Origin of the sequence: Neobacillus vireti, assembly GCF_036962465.1 — a bacterium.
Lineage (GTDB): Bacteria > Bacillota > Bacilli > Bacillales > Cytobacillaceae > Neobacillus > Neobacillus vireti_B.
The window spans coordinates 890-27,004 of sequence record NZ_JBALNF010000049.1 but is presented as its reverse complement, the minus strand read 5'-3'; the positions used below and the strand labels follow the sequence as shown (position 1 = coordinate 27,004).

Annotated in this window: 20 protein-coding genes; 11 read left to right on the top strand and 9 right to left on the bottom strand. The window is 37.9% G+C overall.

Annotated features, from left to right (window positions below):
* Positions 1–1,031 (bottom strand): AraC family transcriptional regulator (locus V7077_RS19620; RefSeq protein WP_335505015.1); only part of this gene is annotated, 1,031 nt, incomplete at its 3' end.
* A gap of 683 nt (positions 1,032–1,714) precedes the next feature.
* Between V7077_RS19620 and V7077_RS19615 the strand changes: the two genes are divergently transcribed.
* The 3 genes from V7077_RS19615 (at position 1,715) to V7077_RS19605 (ending at position 3,593) form a co-directional block, all read left to right on the top strand.
* On the top strand, positions 1,715–2,395 hold the full coding sequence (locus V7077_RS19615; protein ID WP_335505014.1) for a phosphatase PAP2 family protein: 681 nt from the start codon (positions 1,715–1,717) through the stop codon (positions 2,393–2,395).
* A gap of 236 nt (positions 2,396–2,631) precedes the next feature.
* On the top strand, positions 2,632–3,015 hold the full coding sequence (locus tag V7077_RS19610) for a MazG nucleotide pyrophosphohydrolase domain-containing protein (protein WP_335505012.1): 384 nt from the start codon (positions 2,632–2,634) through the stop codon (positions 3,013–3,015).
* Positions 3,016–3,113: 98 nt separating this feature from the next.
* Positions 3,114–3,593 (top strand): pyridoxamine 5'-phosphate oxidase family protein, encoded by a 480-nt coding sequence (locus V7077_RS19605; RefSeq protein ID WP_335505010.1) that lies wholly within the window; start codon positions 3,114–3,116, stop codon positions 3,591–3,593.
* A gap of 254 nt (positions 3,594–3,847) precedes the next feature.
* Here the strand turns inward: V7077_RS19605 and V7077_RS19600 are convergent, their stop codons facing one another.
* Positions 3,848–5,893 carry a molybdopterin-containing oxidoreductase family protein gene (locus V7077_RS19600; protein WP_335505008.1) on the bottom strand — a complete coding sequence of 682 codons (2,046 nt, stop codon included), beginning with the start codon at positions 5,891–5,893 and terminating at the stop codon, positions 3,848–3,850.
* Positions 5,894–6,282: 389 nt separating this feature from the next.
* Here V7077_RS19600 and V7077_RS19595 point away from each other — a divergent pair, with 389 nt between their 5' ends.
* From V7077_RS19595 to V7077_RS19585, 3 genes are read left to right on the top strand one after another with little or no spacing between them, the layout of a single operon-like run.
* The gene (locus V7077_RS19595; protein ID WP_335505006.1) at positions 6,283–7,827 is read left to right on the top strand and encodes a spore germination protein; all 1,545 of its coding nucleotides are present in this window, start codon (positions 6,283–6,285) and stop codon (positions 7,825–7,827) included.
* Positions 7,808–8,908: a GerAB/ArcD/ProY family transporter gene (locus tag V7077_RS19590; RefSeq protein WP_335505004.1), complete on the top strand. Its 1,101-nt coding sequence runs from the start codon at positions 7,808–7,810 to the stop codon at positions 8,906–8,908. Before V7077_RS19595 ends, V7077_RS19590 begins: the two co-directional genes overlap by 20 nt.
* On the top strand, positions 8,905–10,017 hold the full coding sequence (locus V7077_RS19585; RefSeq protein ID WP_335505002.1) for a Ger(x)C family spore germination protein: 1,113 nt from the start codon (positions 8,905–8,907) through the stop codon (positions 10,015–10,017). Before V7077_RS19590 ends, V7077_RS19585 begins: the two co-directional genes overlap by 4 nt.
* A 200-nt stretch (positions 10,018–10,217) precedes the next feature.
* Here the strand turns inward: V7077_RS19585 and V7077_RS19580 are convergent, their stop codons facing one another.
* The 5 genes from V7077_RS19580 to V7077_RS19560 form a co-directional block, all read right to left on the bottom strand.
* Positions 10,218–10,604 carry a DMT family transporter gene (locus V7077_RS19580; RefSeq protein ID WP_335505000.1) on the bottom strand — a complete coding sequence of 129 codons (387 nt, stop codon included), beginning with the start codon at positions 10,602–10,604 and terminating at the stop codon, positions 10,218–10,220.
* Between the two features lie 627 nt (positions 10,605–11,231).
* Complete coding sequence (poxB, locus tag V7077_RS19575; RefSeq protein WP_335504998.1) at positions 11,232–12,959, bottom strand: ubiquinone-dependent pyruvate dehydrogenase; 1,728 nt, start codon at positions 12,957–12,959, stop codon at positions 11,232–11,234.
* A gap of 137 nt (positions 12,960–13,096) precedes the next feature.
* Complete coding sequence (locus V7077_RS19570; RefSeq protein WP_335504996.1) at positions 13,097–13,315, bottom strand: helix-turn-helix domain-containing protein; 219 nt, start codon at positions 13,313–13,315, stop codon at positions 13,097–13,099.
* 10 nt (positions 13,316–13,325) lie between these two features.
* Positions 13,326–13,808 (bottom strand): DUF2975 domain-containing protein, encoded by a 483-nt coding sequence (locus V7077_RS19565; RefSeq protein ID WP_335504994.1) that lies wholly within the window; start codon positions 13,806–13,808, stop codon positions 13,326–13,328.
* Positions 13,809–14,266: 458 nt separating this feature from the next.
* The gene (locus V7077_RS19560; protein ID WP_335504992.1) at positions 14,267–16,255 is read right to left on the bottom strand and encodes a galactosyltransferase-related protein; all 1,989 of its coding nucleotides are present in this window, start codon (positions 16,253–16,255) and stop codon (positions 14,267–14,269) included.
* 729 nt (positions 16,256–16,984) lie between these two features.
* Here V7077_RS19560 and V7077_RS19555 point away from each other — a divergent pair.
* Together V7077_RS19555 and V7077_RS19550 are read left to right on the top strand one after the other, a co-directional pair.
* Positions 16,985–17,464, top strand: a complete 480-nt coding sequence (locus V7077_RS19555; RefSeq protein ID WP_335504991.1) for a hypothetical protein — start codon at positions 16,985–16,987, stop codon at positions 17,462–17,464.
* Between the two features lie 164 nt (positions 17,465–17,628).
* A complete protein-coding gene (locus tag V7077_RS19550; RefSeq protein ID WP_335504989.1) occupies positions 17,629–18,618 on the top strand; it encodes a glycoside hydrolase family 43 protein in 990 nt (329 codons plus the stop codon).
* 205 nt (positions 18,619–18,823) lie between these two features.
* Here the strand turns inward: V7077_RS19550 and V7077_RS19545 are convergent, their stop codons facing one another.
* Positions 18,824–19,993, bottom strand: coding sequence for an ROK family protein (locus tag V7077_RS19545; RefSeq protein WP_335504988.1), 1,170 nt, complete (start codon positions 19,991–19,993; stop codon positions 18,824–18,826).
* A gap of 610 nt (positions 19,994–20,603) precedes the next feature.
* On the opposite strand from V7077_RS19545, the gene V7077_RS19540 reads away from it, so the two are divergent.
* Positions 20,604–22,103, top strand: coding sequence for an MFS transporter (locus tag V7077_RS19540; protein WP_420489684.1), 1,500 nt, complete (start codon positions 20,604–20,606; stop codon positions 22,101–22,103).
* Between the two features lie 157 nt (positions 22,104–22,260).
* On the opposite strand, the gene V7077_RS19535 is transcribed toward V7077_RS19540, so the two are convergent.
* Positions 22,261–23,832, bottom strand: a complete 1,572-nt coding sequence (locus V7077_RS19535; protein ID WP_335504986.1) for a flavin monoamine oxidase family protein — start codon at positions 23,830–23,832, stop codon at positions 22,261–22,263.
* A gap of 681 nt (positions 23,833–24,513) precedes the next feature.
* Here V7077_RS19535 and V7077_RS19530 point away from each other — a divergent pair.
* A complete protein-coding gene (locus V7077_RS19530; RefSeq protein ID WP_335504984.1) occupies positions 24,514–24,672 on the top strand; it encodes a hypothetical protein in 159 nt (52 codons plus the stop codon).
* Positions 24,673–24,799: 127 nt separating this feature from the next.
* A complete protein-coding gene (locus V7077_RS19525; RefSeq protein WP_335504982.1) occupies positions 24,800–25,651 on the top strand; it encodes an alpha/beta hydrolase in 852 nt (283 codons plus the stop codon).
* Positions 25,652–26,115: the final 464 nt, after the last annotated feature.

Genomic DNA, 26,115 nt, shown 5'->3' with positions numbered 1-26,115 from the left:
ATATTTGTTTTGTATCGATTCGGAGTCATACCGTACGTTTTCTTAAAAACTTTATAAAAGTGACTTAAGTTGGTATAACCTAATTCATATACGATATTTTCAATTGTCATATCTGTGTTTTTAAGTAATTTGCTAGCCTCTGACATTCGAACATCAGTCAGTAAATCCTTAAAGTTTTTCCCGAATTCTTTCTTAACAAGAGTGCTTAGATAACTTGGATGAAAATGAAAATAATCTGCCATATCATTAAGATTTGTGTCTTTATAGCTATTTCTAATGTAGGTTAAAATTCTTTCCTTTACCCTATGCTGTTCATCCTTTATAAGATCTCCATTAATATAAGTAATTTCTCTTGATAGTTCTGTAAAAAGAATTAGTAGATAGCCGTTTATAGCCGTCGGAGATTTCATTTCTGTTGAATAATATTCTAGCAGAAGGTTCTCTAAAATGGTCTTTATTAATGCATCGTCTTTTACATGGTGTATTAAGAAATTTTGTTCTTTACTCTTAGTGTAAAGACTATTGATAATAAAATTGGAAATATAGTTATCATCAGACAATAAATGCATAAATATTCCATCAAAAAATTTTGGTGTCAAGATGATATTGACAACGACATCTAATTCACTTAAAGGCAAGGAGCTATGTACGATATTTCGGTCTAAAATACATAAATCCCCTTTATTCATTTCAATCTGTCTTCCTTTAATTTCTTGAATAAAACTTCCTGCTAAAACGTATACCATTTCAATATAATCATGTTTGTGTGGAAGTATAGGTACATATTTCATTTTTCTTCTTATTAAGAACTTATTTGTTTTTAATTCCTCATTTGGAAAAGATGTAATAATTCCTTCTTCGTCAAAATCCATAATTATTTTCCATTCTTCATCTCCTAACATATCTTTAACAAAAAGAGGTTGTTGTTTATGATATTTCGGTACCTTATCTAGATTCTGTAATAAATAATCTTCTCTCTCAGTTCGTTTGTCAATTACTTCCAATAAATCCTTATAACCCTTGATTCTCATTAAAATGCTCTCCAATCTGATTCGAGAATTAAAGCGGTTTTATTTAATTTATTCTACCATTTGAATAGTAAATTAAATAGTCTTAATATTTTTACTATTTACCACGCAAATAGAAGGGCTCATCCTTGTCCGATGGCCCCTTCTATTTTTTATAAACCAATCCTTAACACCAATTTTATTTTGACGGCTGCATAATTAGGTTTTCCAACCGCTTTACATCGATTATAAGAAAGCCCACATCCAACTTATAATCATCACCAGATTTATTTACATATGGATCAGTCGGGTCTCCATCATGTGCAAAACTTGGAAATCTCCGACCTCGTTGTATAAGGCTACCATACTTGCAAGAAGTGCGAATGGTGACCCTCCAGTCAATATGTATCAGATTCCCCAAAATAGGGTAAATCCTAAGACACGGTGAATGTAACAATTGGAGTGCATAAAACTTCAAGTAAACAGATAATTGTTTCTTACTATTTATCATTATTTAAAACTACTTTCGTAAACTTTGTTGCTTTTAACCTAGTTAAGGAGCAAAACTTAAGTTTCAGGGACATTTTCGTAATGTTTTTACGAAAAAAGGGCTACGATACTAAGAGTTATACGGCTCGATAAACTTTTACAAAAGACAACAATTTATGCGAAAATAACCTTATTTAAATTAGAAATGAGGCCTGATTATGAATTTAAAAAAGCAGCTTTTTATAGCATTTCTCATAAGTTTTATCGCACTTATGGGGTTTGGCATTATGGCACTGCTTGTTAGCAAACATACCATCCTTACTTTTGACGGAAACATCATTTCATTTATTCAAGGTTTTGAAGCACCCATGCTTACAACTGTTATGAAATTTTTCTCCTTTATTGGTGGAACTACACCTGTTATCCTGATTTCACTTTTATCAATTATATTTCTGTATCAGGTATTAAAACATCGTTCAGAACTTGTATTATTTATTGCTGTTATCTTAGGTGCTAATGTTCTCTTTTTAACATTAAAGCAGTTGTTTCATAGAGCCCGGCCGGATTTACATCGCTTAGCCGAAGCAAGTAATTATAGTTTTCCTAGTGGTCATGCAACGATGGCGTTTGCTTTATATGGAGTTCTAACCTTCCTGCTATGGCGGCATATTTCTACCCGATTAGGGCGGACACTTTTAATCATTTTAAGTGGATTTATGATTGTAACCATAGGAATAAGCCGGATTTATTTAGGAGTTCATTATCCTAGTGATATAATCGCTGGTTACTTTATTAGTGCCTTCTGGCTTACCTTCGCTATTGGTTTTTATCAAAGATATAAGGATAGTTATAATCGACAAAAACAAGCGAATGAGCGAAAAAGGAATAGCCCCAAATAAATGGCTATTCCTTTTTCCATAATTCAGACAAACTCCATTAAAGATACACCTGCTTTACGCACAGCTTGAACTATTGCTCCTGATAATTGAAAATGAGATTACGGAACAAACCTTCATCTTCAACAAAATGTATTTGTTTACGAATTTTTGCACCTTTAATTTATAATAAGACTTGAACTGGTAATTCCTTGTTACCTAATTTATTTAAATTTATCATTTTACTAAGAGGTGCTACCATGAAGGAAATGCAGACGTTTTTGAAAAAATATCATGAAGAAATGAACTGGGAAATTACTAATGAAAGTTATGAGAAAACACGAGCTTCCCTATTGAACAACTATATGCTCTTAACCACTGAGGTAGCTGAAGTCGCTGAAGAACTTAGAAAAACTTTTAATTTCACCAATAGCCAAATTTTAAATGGAATAAATGATACTGAAGCTTTTGATTTAGCGAAAGAAAATGCAAAGGAAGAGTTAGGTAAGGAATTTGCAGATTGCTTAGCCTATATGATTAAATTTGCCAATTTCTTTGGAATTGATCTAGAGGAAAGCTTTTACAAAAAGATGGATGAGGTTAGAAACCGCAAAAATAAGGATGTTAGTTTGTCTAGAAAATAGAATTCTTCAAAATGAGTTAGCCTAGTCATTCGCCCTACCTGAATAAAAGTTGGCGTAAAGGGTATTATACCTCTAGAACATTTATGAGGTGATGGAATATGATTAAACAAGAAGAAATGGAAACTTTAAGAGAGTTGATTAAAGACATCGACACGGCCATGCTGACTACCTTATCGAAAGAAGGCCTTGTTTCTCGTCCTATGAAAACACAAGAAGTAGAGTTTGATGGTGACTTATGGTTTTTTACGAAAAAAGAGACTGATAAATATGAAGAAATTTTACATGACCAAGAAGTTAATGTGGCTTATGCAGGTAAATCCTATGTTTCCGTCCGCGGACGAGCGGAAATCGTTGAGGATTTAGGAAAGAAAAAGGAATTGTGGAGCAAAGCTTACGAGAAAATTATGCAAACTTCTTATGATGATCCTAATGTTGTCTTGATCAAAGTAAAAGCGGAATCAGCTGAATATTGGGATACCGGTAATTACACGAAGAAAATTGCCTTTCTCTATAAACGGATGACAGGGCAAAGTTCTAGATCGACAGATGTGAATGAAACGGTTGAATTGAATCAATAACAGAAAAAATGGATTGTCTGGTTATGGGACAATCCATTTTTCTGTTAATTTATATTTATCTATTTGTAGCTTTAGTTTTTAATTTTTTAGATTATCTAGTTTTTCAGATATAGATTTTAAGATATTGGTCTTTTCCTGCTATATTTTTAGGATTTTTATTAAAAACCATATTTCAAGGAGGACAAAACAGATAAACTTTTTAGCAGTAATATACATACCGCCGTATATAAGCCAATCTTACGTTTTTTGGAGTGTCAGTCACCAGTTAATTTTTCGACGGTAACTCTCCCTGAAAAAAAAGTGGCTCCACCGCCCATGTCTGCGATGCGATCGGGAGTAAGAGAGTTGACCAGCTGTTTTGTTCCTTGATCTGCTCCCCAAAGGCCTTGAGTCACTGCCACACCTGGAAGGACGCTGTCACCAACACTTACTTTTAAAATACATTCCCCTTGTTCGTTCCATACGCGGACCTTTTCTCCATTTTCCACTTCCAATTTTCTGGCATCGTTTCGATTTAGAACCACATGAGGCTCTTTTTCAAGACTGGCATGTGTTGACTGGTTTGCAAATGTTGAATTTAAAAAGCTATGGTTTGGCCCAGCTATAAATTGAAAGGAGTGATAAGAGTCATTTTTTAAAGGTACATAGGTTGGTAACGGAGGAAATCCATCCTGTTTCATCTTTTCTGAATATAGTTCGATTTTTCCGCTCGGTGTTGGGAGCCTATCAGGAAATTTCGCTTTTGCCTTAAGATAATGATGTTCGATTAAGGATTCGTATGTGATATCTTTCATAAAAGGATTCACGGGATTCGCTAGTGATTGCCCAATTAATTCTGCTTCTGTTTCATCAAAAGCTCTTTCCGTAAAGCCCATTCCTGCAGCTAGCAGCCGGAACACTTCCACGTTTGACTTTGCTTCCTCGAATGGTTCGATTACTGGCTGTTGAAGCTGAATATAGTGATGCCAATACGATGTATAAAAATCGGTGTTTTCAAAGGAAGATGTGGCTGGTAAAACAATGTCCGCGTATCTGGCCGTTTCAGTTAAAAATAAATCATGGACGATCGTAAATAAGTCATCACGTTTCAATCCTCTTCTTACCTTGTTGCCAGCTGGTGCCACAACGGCTGGATTAGTCCCATATACATAGAGCGATTTTACTGGGGGATCTAAAGTGAGCAAGGCTTCTCCCAGCAGGTTCATATTAATCACCCGCGTTTTTTTATTTTTTAACAACTCTGGCCGCTGCAAAATAGCAGTATTGTGTGCTAGGTAAGCGGAATTTCCTTTGATCGCCCCTCCACCTTTTACTAACCACTGTCCTGTTAAAGCAGGAAGGCAGGAAATCGTTCTCACAAACATACCGCCATTGTCGTGGTGCTGCGGGCCATTTCCAATCCGAATAAAGGCAGGTGAAGTTTTACCATACATCCTTGCCAGTTGAACAATATCCTCGACCGGTATGCCGGTAATGCCTGATACGGTAGCAGGGTCATACTGCACGACATGATCTCGGAGCTGCTCATGACCGACTGTATATTGCTCCAGAAATGCGGAATCCACCATGTTCTCGGAAAATAAAATATGCATCATTCCTAAAGCCAAAGCGGTATCAGTACCTGGTAAAATAGGAATAAACCAGTCTGCTAATCTAGCAGTTTGATTTTTATGGACATCAATCACAATGATTTTAGCGCCATTTTGTTTCCGGGCTTGTTGGGCAAGAGCTACTTGGTGCATGTTGGTACTTACAGCATTGATCCCCCAAAAAATAAACAGCTTGGTGTGGATGGTATCCTCCGGATCGGTTCCGAGACTTGCGCCCATAGTATATTTATAACCAACTGCACCAGCTGAGTTACAGATACTCCTGTCCAACTGAGAGGATCCCAAACGATTGAGGAAGCGTCGGTCCATTCCTTCTGCACTTAGGTTTCCCATATTTCCATAAAAGCTGTAGGGCAGAATACTTTCGGCACCCTCTTTTTGTAGCAGCTCCTTCCAGCGGGTGGTAATGGTTTCAATCGCTTCCTCCCAGCTTATTCGGACAAACTGCCCTTCTCCTTTCGCACCAATACGCTTCATTGGATATTTTAGCCGTTTTTCATCATAGATTCGTTCCGACATATTACGGACCTTGTTGCAAATAAAACCCTTTGTGACTGGATGATTTGGGTCACCCTCGACTTTGATAATTTTTCCGTCCTTTTTATGAAGGAGCAACCCGCATTGATCCGGGCAGTCCAGTGAACAAACCGATGGGAAAATACCATTTCGCCGATCAACAAAAGAGGTCATAGCCGATCTCTCCTTTCCATTGGTGTCAGGCACCATTTGTTCGATATTTCCATTCATTCTAATATCATAAAATATTAATTTCAACTCAATTAATTTTGATATAAAAAGAAATCTTAAAGAACTACACCCTTAATACTTTAATTGTACTTCCTTTTTCACTAAGGTCCAATCCAAATGGTAGACTTGTTCTTCCATTCTTGCGACTGTTAGATAAATTAGAATCAACATGCAATAGAATTAGCTCAATGTGTTTAATCATATGGATAATAGCAAGGCGGATTTACTTAAAGATCTTCCTTTTTATTTATTTCAACCATTCCAAACAAATACATAGTTATTCCAAATCTTGGGGATGATAATGGAAAGATTTTAATTAAGGGAGTAAAAAAATGAAATTCATTTTCCCTGCTTTAAAAAAGTTCATGAAAAGGGATGTTCAACCGGGTGATTCAAATCAGAATTCTATATCGTTTAAAGAGGTATTTCACACAATTGATGAAAATATTTCTTTTTTTAAACATACGTTTTCTGATTCAGCTGATTTAACGATTAAGGAATTCAATGAAAGAAATATTCGCGGAATTTTAGTTTTCTTAGATACGATGGCAGATAAGGATAAAATTCAAAGAGATATTATAAAACCTATCATGGAAGCAGCGGTTACCCCGTTCGAAAATGTACTTCATTCTGTCTTTCTTAAATCAAATAACTTAATTAAAGCTCAACAAGCACTTTTAAATGGGTCCTGTATCATGTTCTTGGATGGTGTCAAAGAACTTTACATGGTCGAAGTTGGCCTCTCCAAAGATAGAAGTATTATAGAACCTAGTAATGAACAAGTCATTCAGGGTTCTCATGAAGGTTTTATCGAAAATCTTTCAACTAATCTTCATTTAATTAGGAAATCGTTTAGAACCGTAAACCTTACCATGGAACATATAACATTGGGTGACCAGGTGCAATCCAAAATAGCCATGGTTTATATGAAAGATCTTGCCAATCATGAAATGATCAGCGAGTTCAAACGGAGGGTCCATCATATTTCAATGGATTATCTCCCCGGTACTGGAGCTCTTCAGGAGTTAATCGAAGATTCCACTTGGTCACCCTTTCCTCAGATTTTAAGTACTGAGAGAGTAGATCGTGTTGTAAGTCATCTAAATGAAGGAAGAGTAGCAGTTTTGATGGAAGGGTACCCTTCTTGTTTAATTATTCCCGTCACTTTTTTTGCATTTTTTCATTCGCCTGATGATTATAACTCACGCTGGATGATCGGAACCTTTATCCGTTCCATGAGACTCGTAAGCATTTTAATTGCGATTAATTTACCTGCTATTTATATTGCGGTGATTGGTTTTCATTTTGAAGTACTCCCGGATGATTTAGTTCTCCCTGTTGTAAGTTCAATTAAAAATATCCCTTTTCCTCCGTTAATTGAAGCACTTGTCATGGAGTTGACCATTGAACTGATTCGTGAAGCGGGGGTACGCCTTCCATCCAGAATTGGCCAAACCATCGGTATTGTTGGAGGTTTGGTTATTGGTGACGCCGTTGTCCGTGCAGGCCTCATTTCGAATACCATGATTGTGGTTGTGGCGATTACTGCCATTGCGGCCTACAGCATCCCAACCACAGAAATGAGTGATGCCGTACGATTTTTGCGGTTTCCCCATATGATTTTGGCGTCAACGTTTGGGTTTGTAGGAATCATCTTTGGGTTTATGTTTACTTTAGCTCATTTATGCAGGTTAGAGTCATTTGGCACAGCCTACTTTACACCTTGGGCCCCATTTCGATTAAAAGACATTAAAGATACGTTTATCCGTTTACCCCTATGGAAATTTAATACACGTCCAAATGATTCAAAACCGAACATCCTGAAAAAGCAATCTTTGGCAAGGGGCTGGGAGAGTAATGAAAAAAAAGAAGAATAAAATTACGAACAAGCAGCTTGTCTTTATGATTATCCAGGCCCAGATTGGTGTAGGTATATTATCGTTGCCCCATGATGTGGCATTAATAGCCAAGCAGGATGGCTGGATGTCCACTCTAATAGCAGGAATCATCTCACAGGGGATTATCTTTTCCTATTGGGGACTAATCAGAAGATTTCCTTCACTCTCTTTGTACCAAATACTTCCCAAAATACTGGGTAATTTTGCCGGGAAGCTGTTGATTCTTTGTTACGCACTCTATTTTATGGTAACAGGGAGCTTAGTTTTAGCAAGATATAGTGATATCCTTGATAAATGGATTTTACCGCGCACCCCTAATTGGATTACAATGGTTTTAATCCTCATCACTTGCATTTACATCGTCAATGAAGGTTTAACCAGTATTGCGAGATTCTATGTACTGGTATCCCCCATTCTGTTTGTATTATTAGTGTTGATTGCGTATGCAATGAAGGATGCGAACTTCCTGTATATCTTACCAATCGGGGATCATAGTTTTCTAACAATATTAAAAGGTTCAAAAGAAGCTGCTTTCTCCATGTTGGGCTTTGAACTGTTTCTTTTTATTCATCCCCATGTACAATCTTCGGGAAAAGAAAAGTTGATTGCCATCACAACTGCGAATATTTTTGTCACCTTCTTTTATACCTTTTTGGTGTTTGCAGCCCTTGTCTATTTTGAGCCTAATTTAGATATCGGACTGACTCCAGAGCCATTATTATATATGATTAAAGCCTATTCATTTCAGGTTATCGAAAGGACGGATTTATTTTTCTTATCCCTCTGGCTTGTCATTGTTGCCACTTCGATTGCAAACTGGTTATTATTATCTGCAATGGGGTTTGCCAGCATTTTTAGAAAAAAACACTATGCCCGATTTCTGCCTATTGTGGCAGGTGCTTATTTGATTTTGGCTCTTTTTCCTGATCAAGGAAGAGACTTTGAAAATTTTAATCACTTTCTTGGACCGACGCACTATATTTTTATCGGCATCATCCCTGTACTTCTACTTATTCTCTCTTGGGTTTTTTCGAAAAAAGAAGTGGTGAGTAAACCATGAAAAGCAAAAAGTCGATTATTTTACTTCTATGTTTATTACTACTTACTGGGTGTTGGGACCAGCACCTGATGAAAAATGCCGTATTGGTCCAGATATTAAGTTATGATTTAGCAGATAACGACGAATTTTTATTAGGAGTCTCCATTCCCATAATCGATGAGTCCTCCGCGGGACCGCAAGCCAAGGTAAAAAGTGAAACACTATCTGCAAAAGGTCATACACCAAGGGATTGTCGACTTAAAATTGATCGAGAAGTATCTGGAATATTAGATTCATCTAAAAATAAGCTGATTATGTTCGGTGAACGGATGGCGGCTGAAGGTATTTATCCCCCATTAGATGTCGTCTGGAGAGATGCGCGAAATTCACTGGGTGCGACACTAGCTGTAGTGGATGGAAAAGCGGTGAATCTGCTTGCTATTAGACCAAAACATGAGCCAAACGTGAGCGAATATATACAAGACGCACTTACTAGCGCAGAAGAAAACTCGGTCATTCCGAATCAAACCATCCAGACGCTAGCCTCAGAAATGCTTGACCCGGGAGAAGACATCGTCCTCCCTTACCTTAAAATGAATAATAAAAAAACCGCAGTTGTAGTAGGCTTAGCTCTAATGGATGAAAAAAAATATTCAGGAAAATTATCTCCACAAGATTCTTGCCTACTTCTGCTATTGAATAACAAAAAAGGAAAATACGCTCGATTTACAAAACGAGTCAATAATGTAAAAAAGGAGAAATTAAGAAATTATATTTCGCTTAATGTCAACAATATGAAAAGAAAATTGAAAGTTCATGTGAAAAACGGAGAGGTCTCTGTTCAACTAAAATTACATTTAAAGGTAAATGTTGATGAATATCCAAAAGGGAATGTTCCAAAGGATATAGAACGACTAAATAAGGTATTAACAAAGGACCTTACAGAAGACGCGCAACAGGTCATTACAAAATTACAACAGTCGAATTGTGATGCATTTGGAATTGGGAGGAGATTGATTGCGTTTCACCCCAAAACTTGGGAAACGCTAGATAAGAAGGAATATTTTAAAAATGTAAAGTTTAACACGAATGTAAAAGTAGAAATCATCAAACAAGGAATTGTCTTGTAACGTTTAGTAATCATTCATGTGATCTATGACAGGGTTTGGCGGAAGATGTAAAATAGCCTTACTGTGTTAACAGTAGGGCTATCAAGGTGCTCCATTGGACGTCATTGGAGAGTTTACTCGGTGATCAGAAAATGGGGACTGACAAGAATCTATGCTCAATTTAGTGCTAAGTCAACCTGGCTTGGTTTCAGTACATTTTTTCATTCTTTAATTTTTTCTTTTTCCACTACGTTGGATAAGGTATTTACTGAATTAGATGAAGTATTATGTGCAGGACCCCAAAGGTTTAATACAACTACTCCAGTGACTATCAATAAAATTCCTATAACACTGCCAATAGTGATTCTTTCTTTCCAAATTAATACTGATATTATAACAGTAGCTATTGTACCTAGTCCTGACCAAATAGCATATGCTGCATTTAATGGTATCATCTTTAGTGATAAAGATAAAAAGAAAAACGCAATTGAAAAACTTACAAATACACCCATGACGGGAAATACTTTTGTAAATCCTTCTGAAGCCTTGACCATAGAAGTACCAATTAGTTCAGAAATAATAGAAACCATTAAATAGATATATCCCACTTAAACTCCTCCTTTTACATAGCTACAAGATCCATTAATACACGTTTTCTAAGTTTCATCAATAAAGAGCAATTCTCAGGAAATGGTCAAGATTACTTTACATTAATAGGGTTCAATATCCAGTCATTCCTGCTCCTCTTCTTCCTTAACCCTATGTTATTCCATCTGCTTTTTGAGTATATTTAATTTCTATAATCATTTTCCAATATATTTAAAGTTTTTCTAGAAAATGCATCAACCCTATTTAGGTAAAATACGTTAGAAGTTGAGATTTACCCACTCTATAAAAATATAAAAAGAGCAGTTTAGCTTTACAAATCTAAACTGCCCCTTTAAGCAATATTTAAATAATGTAAATATACGATTTCCCTCCTTTCTTTTACGATACAAATTTGATGTCTTTTCTTTTCTTTTCTGAATAGAGTTATTAAGCTAATTGCAACCTATTGGATCCATGCTTACCAGTTGAAATTTCCAATGGTTCGAAATTACATGCCCAAGTAAGGTTACTCACTTGGGCTTTTATATAAAATTTAATCTTTGAAGTATTAAAGAAGGATTTCTTACCACTACATCTAACACTGGCTCTTCAACACCGATTTCCTTTTAAGGATTATCCATGGATTATTAACGGATAAAATTCGTTTTGGCAAGATCAATAAGCTCATTTCCATGCCCGTTCAAAACGGCTTTCATCATCCAAAGGCTAAAACCATGCGCCTGTTCAAATGTGATTTTCGGTGGAAAAGCCAATTCCTGGCGATTCACTACGACATCAACCAATACTGGACCATCATGTTGAAGGGCACGTTGAATCGCTCCCTCCAATTCTGCTGGATCCTCGACGCGAATGCCTTCAATGCCAACCGCTTTCGCGACATCTGCAAAGTTGGGATTATCTAGAGCAGTTCCTGTTTCCAGGAATCCTTGCGCTTTCATTTCAAGCTCGACGAAACTCAGCGCACCGTTGTTGAATACGACCACCTTTACAGGCAATTTATGCTGCCTAAGTGTGAGAAGATCGCCCATTAACATGGCAAGCCCTCCATCTCCGGAAAGGGAGATAACCTGGCGGCCAGGCTGGGCAAGCTGTGCACCAATGGCCTGTGGCAGGGCATTTGCCATCGTTCCGTGATTAAAAGAACCTAACAGCCGCCTTTGTCCGTTCATTTGCAGATAACGAGCAGCCCAAAGTGTCGGGGTTCCAACATCACAGGTAAAAACCGCGTTCTCACTTGCCAGATCACTGACAGCTTTTGTTAGATATTGAGGATGGATTGGTGTGCGGCCAGGTTTTCCGCTTGCAAGGTCATCCAAATCATCGCGGATTTTACGATAATGGCCGGTCAATTTCTCCAGGTGGCTTCCATCATGAGACTCTGTAAGAAAAGGCAGCAATGCCTCAAGCGTTGCCTTCACATCGCCGCACAGCCCGTAGGTGAGGTCGGTTCGGCGGCCAAGATGTCCAGGCTCAATATCGACTTGCAAAATGGTGGCATCTTTTGGATAGAATTGCCGGTATGGAAAATCGGTACCGAGCATCAGCAGGACATCACAGTCTTTAACCGCATGGTAGCCGGATGAATACCCAATCAGGCCTGTTAGTCCGACATAGTAAGGATTATCATACTCCAGATGTTCTTTCCCTCTTAATGCTATAACCATTGGTGATTGCAGTTTTTCGCAAAGCTGCATCAGCTCCGTGTGAGCCCCTTTACAGCCGGCTCCGCACAACAGCGTGATCCGTTTGCCCTGGTTTAAATAGTCCGCTAACTGCTTTAACTCCGTATCTGAAGGACGAATGACCGGCTGCGTTACATGAAGGACATGTTCCGGTACAGGTGTGTCGTCTGCTTCATAGCCAGCGACGTCCCCTGGCAGAACAAGAACGGACACCCCTTTACGCGAAACGGCATTCTGCATGGCAACGAGTACGGAGCGCGGCATCTGGTGTGCAGTTGTCACAATCTCGCAGTAGTAGCTGCAGTCCTTAAATAGATGATCAGGACGTGTTTCCTGAAAAAAATTGGTGCCGATTTCGTAGCTTGGAATGTGTGCTGCAATGGCAAGTACAGGGACCCGGTTGCGGTGACAGTCGTACAATCCATTGATGAGGTGCATATTGCCTGGACCACTGCTGCCGGCACACACAGCGATGCTTCCGGTCATATCTGCATCTGCACCGGCTGCAAATGCAGCAACCTCTTCATGACGGACATGGATCCATTCAATTTTTTCGGAACGCCGGATGGAATCGATGACGGCGTTCAGTGAGTCTCCAATTATTCCATAAACCCTTTTTACACCAGCATTTAACAAGGCTTCAACCAGTGAATCCGCAATGGTTTTCTTCATTCTATTTCTCCCTCGTTATTTTCATTTGGTATTTTTTATAATTTTTCCAAGTTATTGGGTTTTATTCGGAATCAAAGGAATCACTCAAATATCACGACCATAGTCCCTACTTTTTATCCTTATACAGTTGTCTGTTTTTAAAGAGTGTTTTCGTCGCTTTTGTACTCCAAAATATCACCTGGCTGACAGTCCAAAGCCTTACATATTGCTTCTAAAGTTGAAAAACGTACCGCTTTTGCTTTCCCATTTTTCAGAATGGAAAGATTCGCCATCGTTATTCCAACCCTTTCCGAAAGCTCCGTTACGCTCATTTTTCGTTTTGCTAACATCACATCAATATTAATAATAATGGCCATTTTCTACACCTCAGACTGTTAAATCATTTTCTGATTTTATCGTAATCGCTTCTTGTAAAAGTCGTTGGAGAACAGCAGCAAATACGGCGATTACCATAGAGGCGAAAATAATGACCAATCCGATTGGAATGAAACTTGGGGGGTCAATTTTTTTCGCCATGAGATAGTAGAGTGGCATACCTAACAGGTATATGGCACTAATCGTGATGGCACAGTATGTTATTTTCCTTAACGCCTTTACTGCTAATTCCGAGAACGCTTGGTCCCTATCAATATAGCTTAAAAGTTTAAAAGCTTGATACAGAGCAAAGTAAAAAGGTATTGCTGCTGCGTACATATCGATTAAAACAAGCGATTTCATATAAGCAATACCTGGATACAATTCTCCAGCAAAATTCCCGATTTTAGGTACCAAAAATATACACAAGGCAAGAACTGGGATTCCGATAAAAATAACAACTACCTTTAAAAAGAATGTCGTCACTTTTTTCACAAAAAGCACCTCACTGATTTAATAATAAGGTGACTTTACCACAGAATTTATTGTTTTACAATAAACTAATATTGTTTTTAATTATATTATTATTGTTATATCCTTTTAAACGAGACAAAAAGAAAAAGCATTTCTCATTACAAAGAAATGCTCTTAACCCCTGCTTTAGGGTCGAATTAATCAAGAATGGATAATTGTAGAAACCAATTTGATTTGATGTTCTATCATCTAATGCTGTTAGAGTTTTTAGGAGGGGTGCAAAACATTTGATTATACTTCAGAAAGCTCAATACGCGGAAATTTTAGGGTGTGGAAAGCGACTTATCTTCATTTATTTTTTGTGCTATTCCTTTTATGAAGAGATTTGAAGAAGTATCGTGGCATTGGGAACGTGAGTCTTAGTTAGCTTAAATAGATTTCCCTTGACGAAAATGGAATCAGGTTACTGATGGAAATCCTTATTGCATTTCCTTATTATCGATCAACCCATAAAAATATTGACCATCCTCTTTAAATACCATAATATGCTTGTCATCACCAAGGTTACTGACCATGATTGGTTCTGCATTCCCAAGCTCTTGCATCGATGGCCCATACCAAGGGAAGCCTTCTTTTTTGTTGTCTCTCATCCAAAAACCCATTTTCCCATTTTCCATTTTACAGACTACTCCAAATTGTCCTGTTTTACCTTGAAAAAATATGGGATTTCCCGTAACGCCTTTAGCAAACGTTTCGCCTTTCTTCCACTTGCCTTTAGGATTCTGCCAATAGTGGATCAAAGTAGAATCGGACCGGACAATAAGCTCTAAATTACCAAATGTACTTTTGATTGGTAATGAAAGAGAATAATCAGCTGGATTTTTTTTATACCATGGAAATTCCTTACTATAGTACTGTTTTTTATTTATTTCACCATTAATATTAAGAATTAGATTCCGAACAGGCTCATCTCGCTCTCGTTTTACAGGATGACATAAACCGCCACTTTCCTTATTATTTAGCCAGGAAATTACTTCTTCCACCGTGGCAAAAGGCCGGTAGCGTATCATTATGGAGTCAATAGCGTTGGGATACTTCTTTAACCTAAACCCCAGTTCCTTTGCCATGTTTACAAAGACTACTTCATCCGTACCGAAGGAAACCGTTTTTAATAAAGCCTTCTTTAACCTTTGGCTTAATTCTGGCTTAATCAATGATTTTACTATGGGCCTGGAAATTACTTGTCCAACGTTGAAAACACCATAAAAAGGGTTAACATTAAAAAATTTCTTCCATCTCTCAATGTCTTTCTGTAGTTCGTTCCCAATATACCAATTTTCCTCTGGGATTCTAAGCAAAACTGCCATGTAATCTGTATCTTTCATTTCAGTTTGGATGAATTCTTCATATCCTTTTTTGATGAACAATGCATCCGAATCGATATTAATAAAATATTCATACTCCAGTCCCAATTCTTCTAACCATTCCATTACTTCTAGAAAATAAATGGTTGTCCATCCCCGCTCCAACTTTCGACTTGTAGGACATACGGGAACACCTAAATCCTTACAGAGCAGTGGATCATCTCCGCCATTGTATAACACAATTGCGCTGTTGGGACAGTAGTATCGAACATTATCTATTAGCTGCTTGACTAACTCTCTGCCTTCGTGAACCAGAATAGCAAAACATATTTTGCTTTTAGGCGTTTCTGGTATTATATTTTCCTCACTTTTTAATAAATTGATAGTATTGTCCCGATAATTTGGTAGATTAGAATTTCTCTCTTTTATAAGGTTCAACATTGCCGTCTTATTCCCGCTTGCCCGTTTATAACGATTTAGAAGGTCTCCATTTGCTTTCCCATTGGGATTTGTTGCGTAGTTTGCACTCGGATGCCATAAATGAAATATTCGTCCTTCTACATTTACTATTTCTCCACAAAGAGTACGGACTGCATGTGAAAAAGCATCATCTTCCCCACCCCAACCAATGAACCTTTCATCAAAACCGCCCACTGCATCAAAATTTTCTCTAGGTATGACAAATAACTTTCCGGCAAATCCTTCATATAACCAGTCGGATTTAGTACATTCATTGGGTCTAATGTTAATTAAATTTGGGCTTGTTTTTATTAATCTTTCTGTCCCTTCTTTCTCAACATTGTAAACCTCAGTAAACGGAACGACCCATGATGCCCCTTTATTTAGCAAATCTAGGGATTTAACAATGAGCTTGCGGTCATAAATCACATCCGCGTCAGCTATTACCAATATTTTTCCTTTTGCTTTTTTTGCAGCGAGGTTAACTGCTTTTGCTTTATTAATTTCCTCGCCATTTATGATTCCTAAACATATTTCCGCCTCAGGCATAAAATGAGCGTAAAACCCTTTAACCAATTCAAATGCCGCCGCTCTTGGCCCGTGGTCTGTTTGGAAAGGTATAATTATAGAAACATTTTCTAACAAACTAACTCACTCCTTTTCTAAAAAAACAATGGACTAGCCATTGTTTTTCTCATCATGATAACAAGTTGTCCAATACCAGATTGAACTGCTTCTTCAACGATATAATGGATGATCGGGTTAAAACATAGTCGATTGTTTTTGTTTGGTGTGATTCCGAGTATCATAACCCGCAGCTGGGATAATTGCTTTACTTACCATACCTCTCTTCATTTCCTGGTATTATTATTACTATGCGAATTGGTTTGAAAAGGAAACAACTTGTACTATCGGTTTAATAGAAAATTTATTGTAGTGACGATTAATACAAAGATTTCGTTGAGCCTTTATCAAGTCCAATTCTCAAGCGCAAACTGCCATTAACGGGATAAGATCCTAAATAAAATGCAGAAAGAGAAAAACAAGTTTTTTCCCTTTCTGCATTTTATAATTTGTAAAACCCTCGAATTCACCCAATGAGTAATGGAGAAATCAGAAGCATAAATCCAAATAAGAAATAATCCATAGCATCGGAATTAAATTGATGATTATAGCAAAATGTTTCTTTTAAAAAGAAATAGCCCTTTTTGTACTGATTCCCGGTTAAAAGCCGATACCAATAATAGAGTTTTAATTTGTTCCTTAAGACAACGTTCTCTTTTTTATTCTTGGCTGAAAAATGCCTTCAAGCAGTATATAACCCTTACTAATAGTTAAAAATAACCATACAAAATAAAAGGGGTAAAAAATCAAATGCAGCAATTTATAGCGAACTTGGACTTAGGAGCAAAGGGAATATGGTTTCCTGTTACAGCAAGTATTTTATTTGCACTAACAGTCCTAATCATCCCTAAAAAAAATATATCTTGGAGAGAGATTTATATTACATTTGGTGTTGTCGGATTTATAACTTGGTTTAGCGATGGTCTAATTGCCAGGGAACTCGACCTTTTTGATATTGGAGATCCGAAAAAAGCGGGAATTGGAGATCTTCTTAGTTATACATTTATACCAAGCTCACTTGCGATACTTTATTTAAATTACCTTACTCTTACTAATAAATGGAAATTAACAACTTTTTTCACTTTAATTGCGTTATTAATAGAATTTGGCATGGTCCATGTTGGGTATATGAAATACAAGGGCTGGAATTGGTACGTTTCAATCATTGTTTTTCTTATCTCTTTCGGTTTTTTATTACCTATGCATATAAAGTTAATTAGAAAAGCGTGACTGATGTTTGCAATATTTGTGAGTGTTTCCTGTCTATTAAATTAGTATAAGAATAATTTTCTAGCCAAAAATAGTTGACTTCAACTGTTATCCAAAGGTAACCGCCTCTAATCCAACCTGTGGACCAATTAGAAGGTTAGAATTATTTTAAAGGAGATTAAAAAATGTCAAAGAATGTAAAACAAAACGAGCCTTTGGTTGACCATATATATACCGCAGATCCTTCTGCACATGTATTTGAAGGGAAACTTTATATTTATCCTTCCCATGATATTGAGCATAGTGGAAAAACTATTGATGATGGTAGTGGTGATCAATATGCGATGGAAGATTATCATGTTTTGTCGATCGATAATTTCAATTCTCCATGTGTGGACCATGGCGAAGCACTTCACATTCGAGATGTTCCTTGGGCTAGTAAACAGATGTGGGCACCGGATGCTGCTTTTAAAAATAACCAGTATTATTTATTTTTCCCAGCAAGAGATAAGGATGGGATCTTTCGAATTGGTGTTGCGACTGGCTCGAACCCTGCCGGCCCTTTCAAAGCTGAAGAAAATTACATTCCAGGAAGCTTCAGTATTGATCCTGCCGTTTTAGCGGATGACGACAACCGAGCCTATGTGTATTTTGGCGGCCTTTGGGGTGGACAATTAGAAAAATGGCAGACAGGTACATTTATTTCTGATGCCGAGGGGCCTGATCCGTCACAACCGGCGTTAGGTCCAATGGCAGCTGAATTAACTGAGGACATGCTTAGTTTTAAGGACAAACCGCAAGAAATATCGATTGTAGACGAAGGTGGCAAGCCAATCCTTGCCGGTGATGAGGAAAGAAGATTTTTTGAGGGCCCATGGGTACATAAATACAATGGAAGATATTATCTTTCTTACTCCACTGGTACAACCCATACCATTGTTTATGGAATCAGTGAAAATCCTCTAGGTCCATATATTTTCAAAGGGACAATCCTGACCCCTGTGATCGGCTGGACCACCCATCATTCCATTGTTCAGTTTGAGGATAAATGGTATTTATTTTATCATGACTGTTCCCTGTCTAAAGGGGTTGACCACAAACGATGTGTTAAATATACCGAACTAAAATATAATGAAGACGGAACGATTCAAACCATTGATCCATACTCAAACTAAGCATAGTAAAGTCGATAAATGCCTAAAAAGACCTTGAAAAGCTTTATTAGCCTCCAAGGTCTTTTTTACTAAGATTGCTGCCTGAAAATGGGTATCCTTTTTTATTAACCGGAACCTCATTTTCCAACCCTTCCCCACTATTTCGCTCCCATACTATGTTTTTCATTCCGAATACATTTTAAAGCTGATTTTACAACAGGTGATCCTATTCCTTAACCATCTTGGAATCCTCAAGGAATTTTTTTATCATAAACGAAGCAGCTCCGAGGACGACGGCATTTTTGTTGAGCTGGGAAATCAAAATCTCGCTTTTTAGCGGTATATGCCTTGATATCCTACTTGAAACCGTCTTCTTAATCGACTTTAAAATGATGGGATTAGCCTCAATCAAGTTACTTCTTAAGACAATCGAGTCAGGGTTAAACGTATGAATCATGTTCGTTAAACCAACCCCAAAATAATACCCAAATTTTTCTATTTCCATCAATATATCGCCATCGTTTTCCTGAATCATCTTATTGGCCTTTTCAAGTGTCAGTTCCCTTCCATTTTTTATTCTGGAAAGCTTCGTAAAAAATGCACGTTCAGATGCATATAGCTCCCAACAGCCTTGGTTTCCGCAGCCGCATTTTTTTCCATTGAATTCAATGGTCATATGCCCCATTTCTCCAGAAACTCCACCTGATCCGCGGTAAAGCTGGTTATTTACCATGATTGCCAGGCCAATACCAGTTCCTACGCTTATATAAATGCTGTTATCGGAATTCTTTATGGCACCATACAATTTTTCTCCAATAGCTCCGGCATTTGCTTCATTTTCAATGAAAACAGGAAACTTAAAATGGGCTTCGAGTAAATTTTTTATGTCAGCTTTGTCCCAATTTGAATGGGGAGTATATAAGACCGTTTGATCCTCATTCACAAATCCATGTACCCCTACCCCGATACCAATAATGCCATATGGAGATTCCGGGGCATGATTGGTCACCAGTCTAATTCTATCAATTAATATTGATTTAAGCGCTTCCAATGACTCGTTCGCAAATTCAAAAAAGTCAGAGAAAAGCAAATTCCCCTCTAAATCACTTAAAATCGTTTGAATATAATTGGCAGCAAGTTCAACTCCGATTGCATAGCCGGCGTTTTTATTAAAAACTAGCAATATAGGTTTTCGGCCCCCGTTCGACACTCCCACCCCAATTTCGGAAACAAGCTGATTCTCAATCAATGTATTCGTTTGCAAAGAAACGGTTGCTTTGTTCAGACTTGTAATTTCCGAGAGGTTTGCCCTGGAGATCGGATAATGTTTCATAATAGTACTCAGAATAACTTTTAGACTATGCATTTTACTATCGTTTTGTTCTGCTAATTTCACCTATTCTCCTCATCTCTTTAGCTGTTTATCTTCTCAATCTAACTGCCGAATCCTGTATTTGATTATTTTTTATTATATCGTAAAAATTTATAAGTTTATATATTGTTCAATTAAAAAAGATGTGTTAGTATAAACACACAGTTTAGTTTATTCGATGGACAAACTAAGTTAAAAGTAATTATGGTTTCTTTTGTACTAAAGTGTTGACGGTTTCAGGTTTAAATTACTAGTTAAAGAGGTGAAATAAGGCTTTATAGGTAGAAAAATCCAACATATTTACTTTTTAAATGGATTTAAGTATTGTTTAGGATGAGTGAAATAAAGGTATTCTCTTTGTTTATTTAAATAAACAAACTAAGTGGATAAATGGTTTCATTTACACCTTATATTGAAAGAATTCTAGTTAGTTAGTGGATGTAATCGATCACTTAATAAAGTATTCAACTCTTTTAGGAGTTGCTTAAAATTTTTTACCATTGGTGAAAGCGGTTAACCCTGCTTTAGGTCTAAAAAGATCGATTGGCTCATTTTATCAAACAGACTTTTTTTAATGTCTATTATGTAAGCGGATAAACCGATTGAAAATTTGGCTGTAAAGGAGATTTATGACATGGCTTTAATGGAATCAACCGTTAAACAAATGAACAAAACTACACAAAACATTCAACAAAATGAGTACCATAAGCTCAGCCTTGCTGAACGGATCGGTTACGGTCTAGGGGACTTTGCCCAAAACCTCGTATTTGGTACTGTCGGAGGATTCCTGGCTCTCTATCTTACTACTGTAAATGCGATTGGTACGGCAGCAGCAGGGTTCATCTTCTTGTTTGTCCGAATTGTCAACGTTTTCTGGGATCCAATGGTTGGTACTTATGTCGATAAACATACATTCAAGAACGGTAAATATCGTCCTTGGCTTCTGATTGCAGGTGTTCCACTTGTTATCTTAGCAGCGATGCTCTTTGTTCCAATTCCAGCCATTCGTGGTTCAGTGCCAATCGCCTTTATCACGTACTTTTTGCTCGACTTGGTTTATTCTGTCGTTAACATTCCTTACGGTTCATTAAATGCTTCACTTACACGTGACCCTGAATCCGTAGATAAAATCACAACCACTCGTATGATGCTGGCTAACATCGCTAATCTGTTAGTTTATACATTGTTCCCTATGTTTGTCCAAATGGCAGCACCGAAAGACCGCTCAATGAAGGACACAGGTTTCTTTGGACTCAAGATCAACATGGGAACTTATACTGATGCATCTGCAAGTCATGCTTGGTTTGGGGTTTACATGGTTTACATGATCCTTGGCGCTTTGGCTTTGTTCTTCTGTTACCGTCTCACAAAAGAACGCGTTGTTGCCACTGCTGAACAATCTGCAGAAGTGAAAGCTTTAGACCTGTTCGTTGAATTGAAAAACAACAAACCGCTTGTTATTCTTGGTTTCTTCTTTATGCTTGCATTCACCTTCATGTTCTTCATGAACACAGTGAATGGATTCTTTAATCAGTACACGGTCAACCACTCAGACTGGATGGGTGCAGTAGGTCTTATCGCCTCAATCCCTGGTATTGCTTTCCCAGTCTTCTGGCCTAAATTGAGAAAAGTCTTTGGTAAAAAGGGATTCTTCCATTTCTTCCTTGGTATGTTTGTTGTAGGTGAAATCCTTACTTGGGTATGGTCGTTGGATGGCATGCATGATTCACTCTTCCTTGCTTATGTTTCAACTTTTATTAAGCAATGGGGTCTTACTTCTGCAACTGGTTTCATGTGGGCACTTGTTCCTGAGGTTGTCTCTTACGGTGAAATGAAGTCTGGCAAACGTAACGCTGCGATCATCAACGCGATTATGGGTCTCTTCTTCAAGATTGGTTTCACTCTTGGTGGTGCCATTCCGCTTTGGTTCCTTGCAGCTTTCGGCTTCGATGGAAATGCGGCGAAACAAACTGCTAGTGCTCTATCTGGTATCAATATCACAGCGATTTGGATTCCAGCGGCGCTTGCGATTGTTTCGATGATTGTTATGGCTCTTTACCCACTAACAGATAAAGACGTAGAAGACATTAATAAGAAACTCGATGCTTCTCGTGCAAAAGCCAAAAGAGCTTAAATTTAGAGGATATGTTATGAGTAATAATTAACAAGGGCAAGCATTTTGCCCAAAACTGTACCCGATAGAGAAGACACTAAAAAGGTCTCTCCTATCGGGTACTTTTATTTGTAATGAACTTATAGCTTTTTTATGCCCTTGTTTCATTTTTGTTGGCTCAATTATCTTTTTTTAAAATATCCTCAATAATCTCTTGTGCAGCTCTTTCCCCAGACTCAACTGCTCCATTTAAATACCCAGGATACTTAATGGATGTGTGCTCACCCGCAAAGAAAATATTTCCTTCCCTTTGTCCCAAAATACCACCAAATTTTGTATGTTGGCCAACCTTTAAATAGGAATAGGAGCCTTTAGTCCATTGGTTGCTAAGCCAGTGATCAATAGTGGCTAGTCCATTCCAATTCCTTTGAATTCCTGGTACCACTAGGTTTAACTTGTCCAAGAATTTGTTAGTCCTTTCTTCTATTTTATCATTTGTTATCGCAAACAGTTTGGCAGCCGTTTCCCCTCCTGTGAAGTTAGCAAGAATTCCTGATATGCCTTGTTGGGCTCTTGACGACTCGAATGTCTGCTGATAGCCTATATCTGCAAACGTCTCTCCATTATTTCCAAACTCATTCCAAACTCTGCCGGTGAATTGGACATGAAGTTTTGTATTAACACCCATACCAATCTCTTTAATCGCCTGTTTTTTTAACAAACGGAAGCTTGCACTCTCATAATCTATCGTTCTTAAAATACTAATAGGGATTGCTAGAATGACCTTGTCTGCAAGAACATCCCATTCCTTTTCATCATTTTGAAAAACAAGGCGTATTTCATTTTGGCCATCATGTTCAATCTTTTTAAGCCGGGAATTAAATCTAATTTGTCCTTTAAGATTCTTTGCTAAAATGTCCGGGATTTGATCATTTCCACCCCTAACATGAAGGCATTCATCAGAATCCCCGTAAATTTGAAATGGCTCCCTTTGAGCAAAACCTAATAAATAAAGTAGATTTAATGCACTTTGCTTTCGGGCATCAGCGCCATTTTCAATCGTATACGCCAATGCTAATAATTTACCAAATCTCGATTGCATGCCTCCCGGGACGATTTCATTGATATAGTCAACAATGGACATATGATCCAACTCAAATCCCCGCTCTGTATAGGAATGGTAAAGCGTCGTTTCACTTGCTTTTAATAAATCAGTTTGAAGTTTCGGGAAGATTTTTTTAAAATCCTCTGTCACATCTTTAAAGGAATAATCGCCCCCATCAATAAAATAAAATGGTTTGGTACCTCTAGCTTCTGCCTTGATTAAATGATCTAATTCTAATCCGAGCTCTTTTACCAGCTTCTGAATCTCTATATGACAAGTATCAATGAACTCACCGCCGCGTTCGACAATCTGTCCTTCTTTAAAATAGTCTCTTCTTGTCCAACAACGTCCCCCAACCCGTTCCCCCGCTTCATAAATAGTTGTTTCAATCCCACCCTGCTTAAGCCGGTAGGCACAAGTGAGACCTGCCAAACCTGCTCCGACAATAACAATCCGTGGAGCCATTTCATCCTCATCATGAAATTTAGAAAACAGCTTCTTTTTCTTTTCAATCGAGACAAATTCTATTTGAGGAAAAATACCCTCCTGGTCAGCAGCTTGTCCACTGCATTTTTGTCTTTTCCATTCTGTTTCTGCCAATTGAAATGATTTTTGCAGAATACTTGCTAATGATGTCCTTGCCAAACAACCAACTCCTTTATGCAAAAAATAAAATCATGCTTTTTTATTGAATAGCTATCTTGGGATAGTAAATGATCTTTCAATAAACTATGCATCGTTTCTTTTATTTGCAATAGGAAAGAAGCGGGTATGTCCTTCTAGAACTGTTTAAACTTACATACATTGATTTCACCCTAATATCTGAAAGATGTGAAAAACGAATGAAAGGGCATTCCTTACCTTATTCATTAATAAAGAATCCACACAAACGTTGGTTTAACAACACTTGTGTGGATTACTAATACTTAAAAGAATGATACCTTAGAGGAATAAAAATTCTTTAAAATTTACCACATTAGTTTGTTTGCCGGATAAAGTAAGTTTGGTAAAATTTAATAGAAATGATAAAGCGTTTTCTCTGCAGACAATGCGAAAAAATGGATGAAATTGGAGGGATAGAATGGGCCAGACAAATGAATTTGTACACCGAATGGCACTTAAGACCATTAAACTTGTGGATGAATCAGGATATCCTGTTAAAGGAAAGGATTTAGGCATCCGCTTGTAGAAGCCATTTCCTCCTGGCAATTCAGTGATGATGGTGCATGGATTGGTGCTCCTTCTGGATTTATTAGAAAAGATAATAGCTTAAAACCATCTTATAAAGTCCTGAAGAAACTAATCAAAGAAGACTGGTCCACCAATATGAGCTGTAGGACAGATGATAATGGTCTGGTTTCAATTGAAGGATTCCTTGGTGAGTATGAACTGGTGTGTGAAGATAAGAAAGTAAGCTTCCAATTAGAGAAAGATGCTGAAGCTGTGCAGACCGTAAACCTAATCAAGACAAATATATTAGTGTAAGCTTCCATCCCATTTTTGACAGGTTTTTCGAGCATCGGAGAAAAGTGTAGATCGCGGAATTATGAAGCTGGAAATGGAAATTTAGAGATAACAGGCAACCCAAAATATATATAGAGGTGAATTGGCAATGGCATATCCAGAAATTAAGAAAATCGATTATAATCCTTCTTTGAAAGGCTTGGCACACATATTCCCAGATATCGTCTATTCCCTTGCACAAAGGTCCGGTACAAAGATGACTATTATTTCCCCGCAGTTTCCTGAAGACTCTCAGGAAAAGTACCCGTGTATCGTATTCGTGCAAGGCAGTGGCTGGACTTTTCCCAATATGTATTATCAAATCCCGCAGCTCTCCCAGCTTGCTGCGCAAGGTTATGTAATTGCCACCATTACTCACCGGAACAGTTTGGAAGGAAACCCGTGGCCTGCATGCTTTGAGGACGTAAAAACGGCGATTCGATTCATGAGGGCAAAGAGTGCAGAATATCATATCGATCCCGACCGAGTTGGAATCTGGGGTACTTCCTCCGGAGGCAATATGGCTTTGCTCGCTGGGCTTACAGCTGATGAGCCTGCCTATCGAACGGAGGAATATGCCGATTTTTCTGATCGGGTTAAGCTGGTCGTGGATTGCTTCGGGCCCGCAGATTTGCTAAAACGGGAAGCTCGGCTTGAAAATCCTACTCCCGTCGATTTCGCTTTGGCAGGTGGAAATCCTAAAGAAAATTTGGATGTTTTTAAGGATATGAGTCCCATTTACAAAGTGAAGGAAGGAATGGATTATCCTCCATTTTTGCTGGTGCAGGGAAATAACGATGAGCCTGTGCCATATGAGCAGTGTCTTATGATGTTCCAAAAATTGTGTGACTGTGGAGCAGATGCCCAAATGATAGAGGTTGAAAATGGACCGCACGAGGGTACTTTCTGGAGTCAGGAATTATTGGATCTGATTTTTGGGTTTATAATGGAACGCTTATAAGTCAGTTTTGAAGCAACTTGCCGTGTGAGGTCATGCTTTCGAATGACCTCACACGTCTAATGCGCAGTGTATATGGCAACACATGGTTGCTGGTGAGTTCTTTATTGTAGTATTAAAGGATTTATCCTTAACATTAAATCTCATTTTCTATAAAATGCTGTATGATACGGGGAGTCTTTTAACGGAGTATTAGTGCTTATTTGGTATTCTTCGGACATCCACACACTTTTTTTGGATTGCCTTGTCCGATGTTGGCGCGTCTTCGGACACACCCCTCGCTCTTTTAGCTCTTCCTTGTCCGAAGTTGGTTCGTCTTCGGACACAACCTCACTCTTTTAGCTCTTCCTTGTCTGAAGTTGGTTCGACTTCGGACACAACCTTGCTCTTTTAGCCTTGACTTGTCTGAAGTTGGTTCGACTTCAGACACAACCTCACTCTTTTAGCCCCTCCTTGTCTGAAGTTGG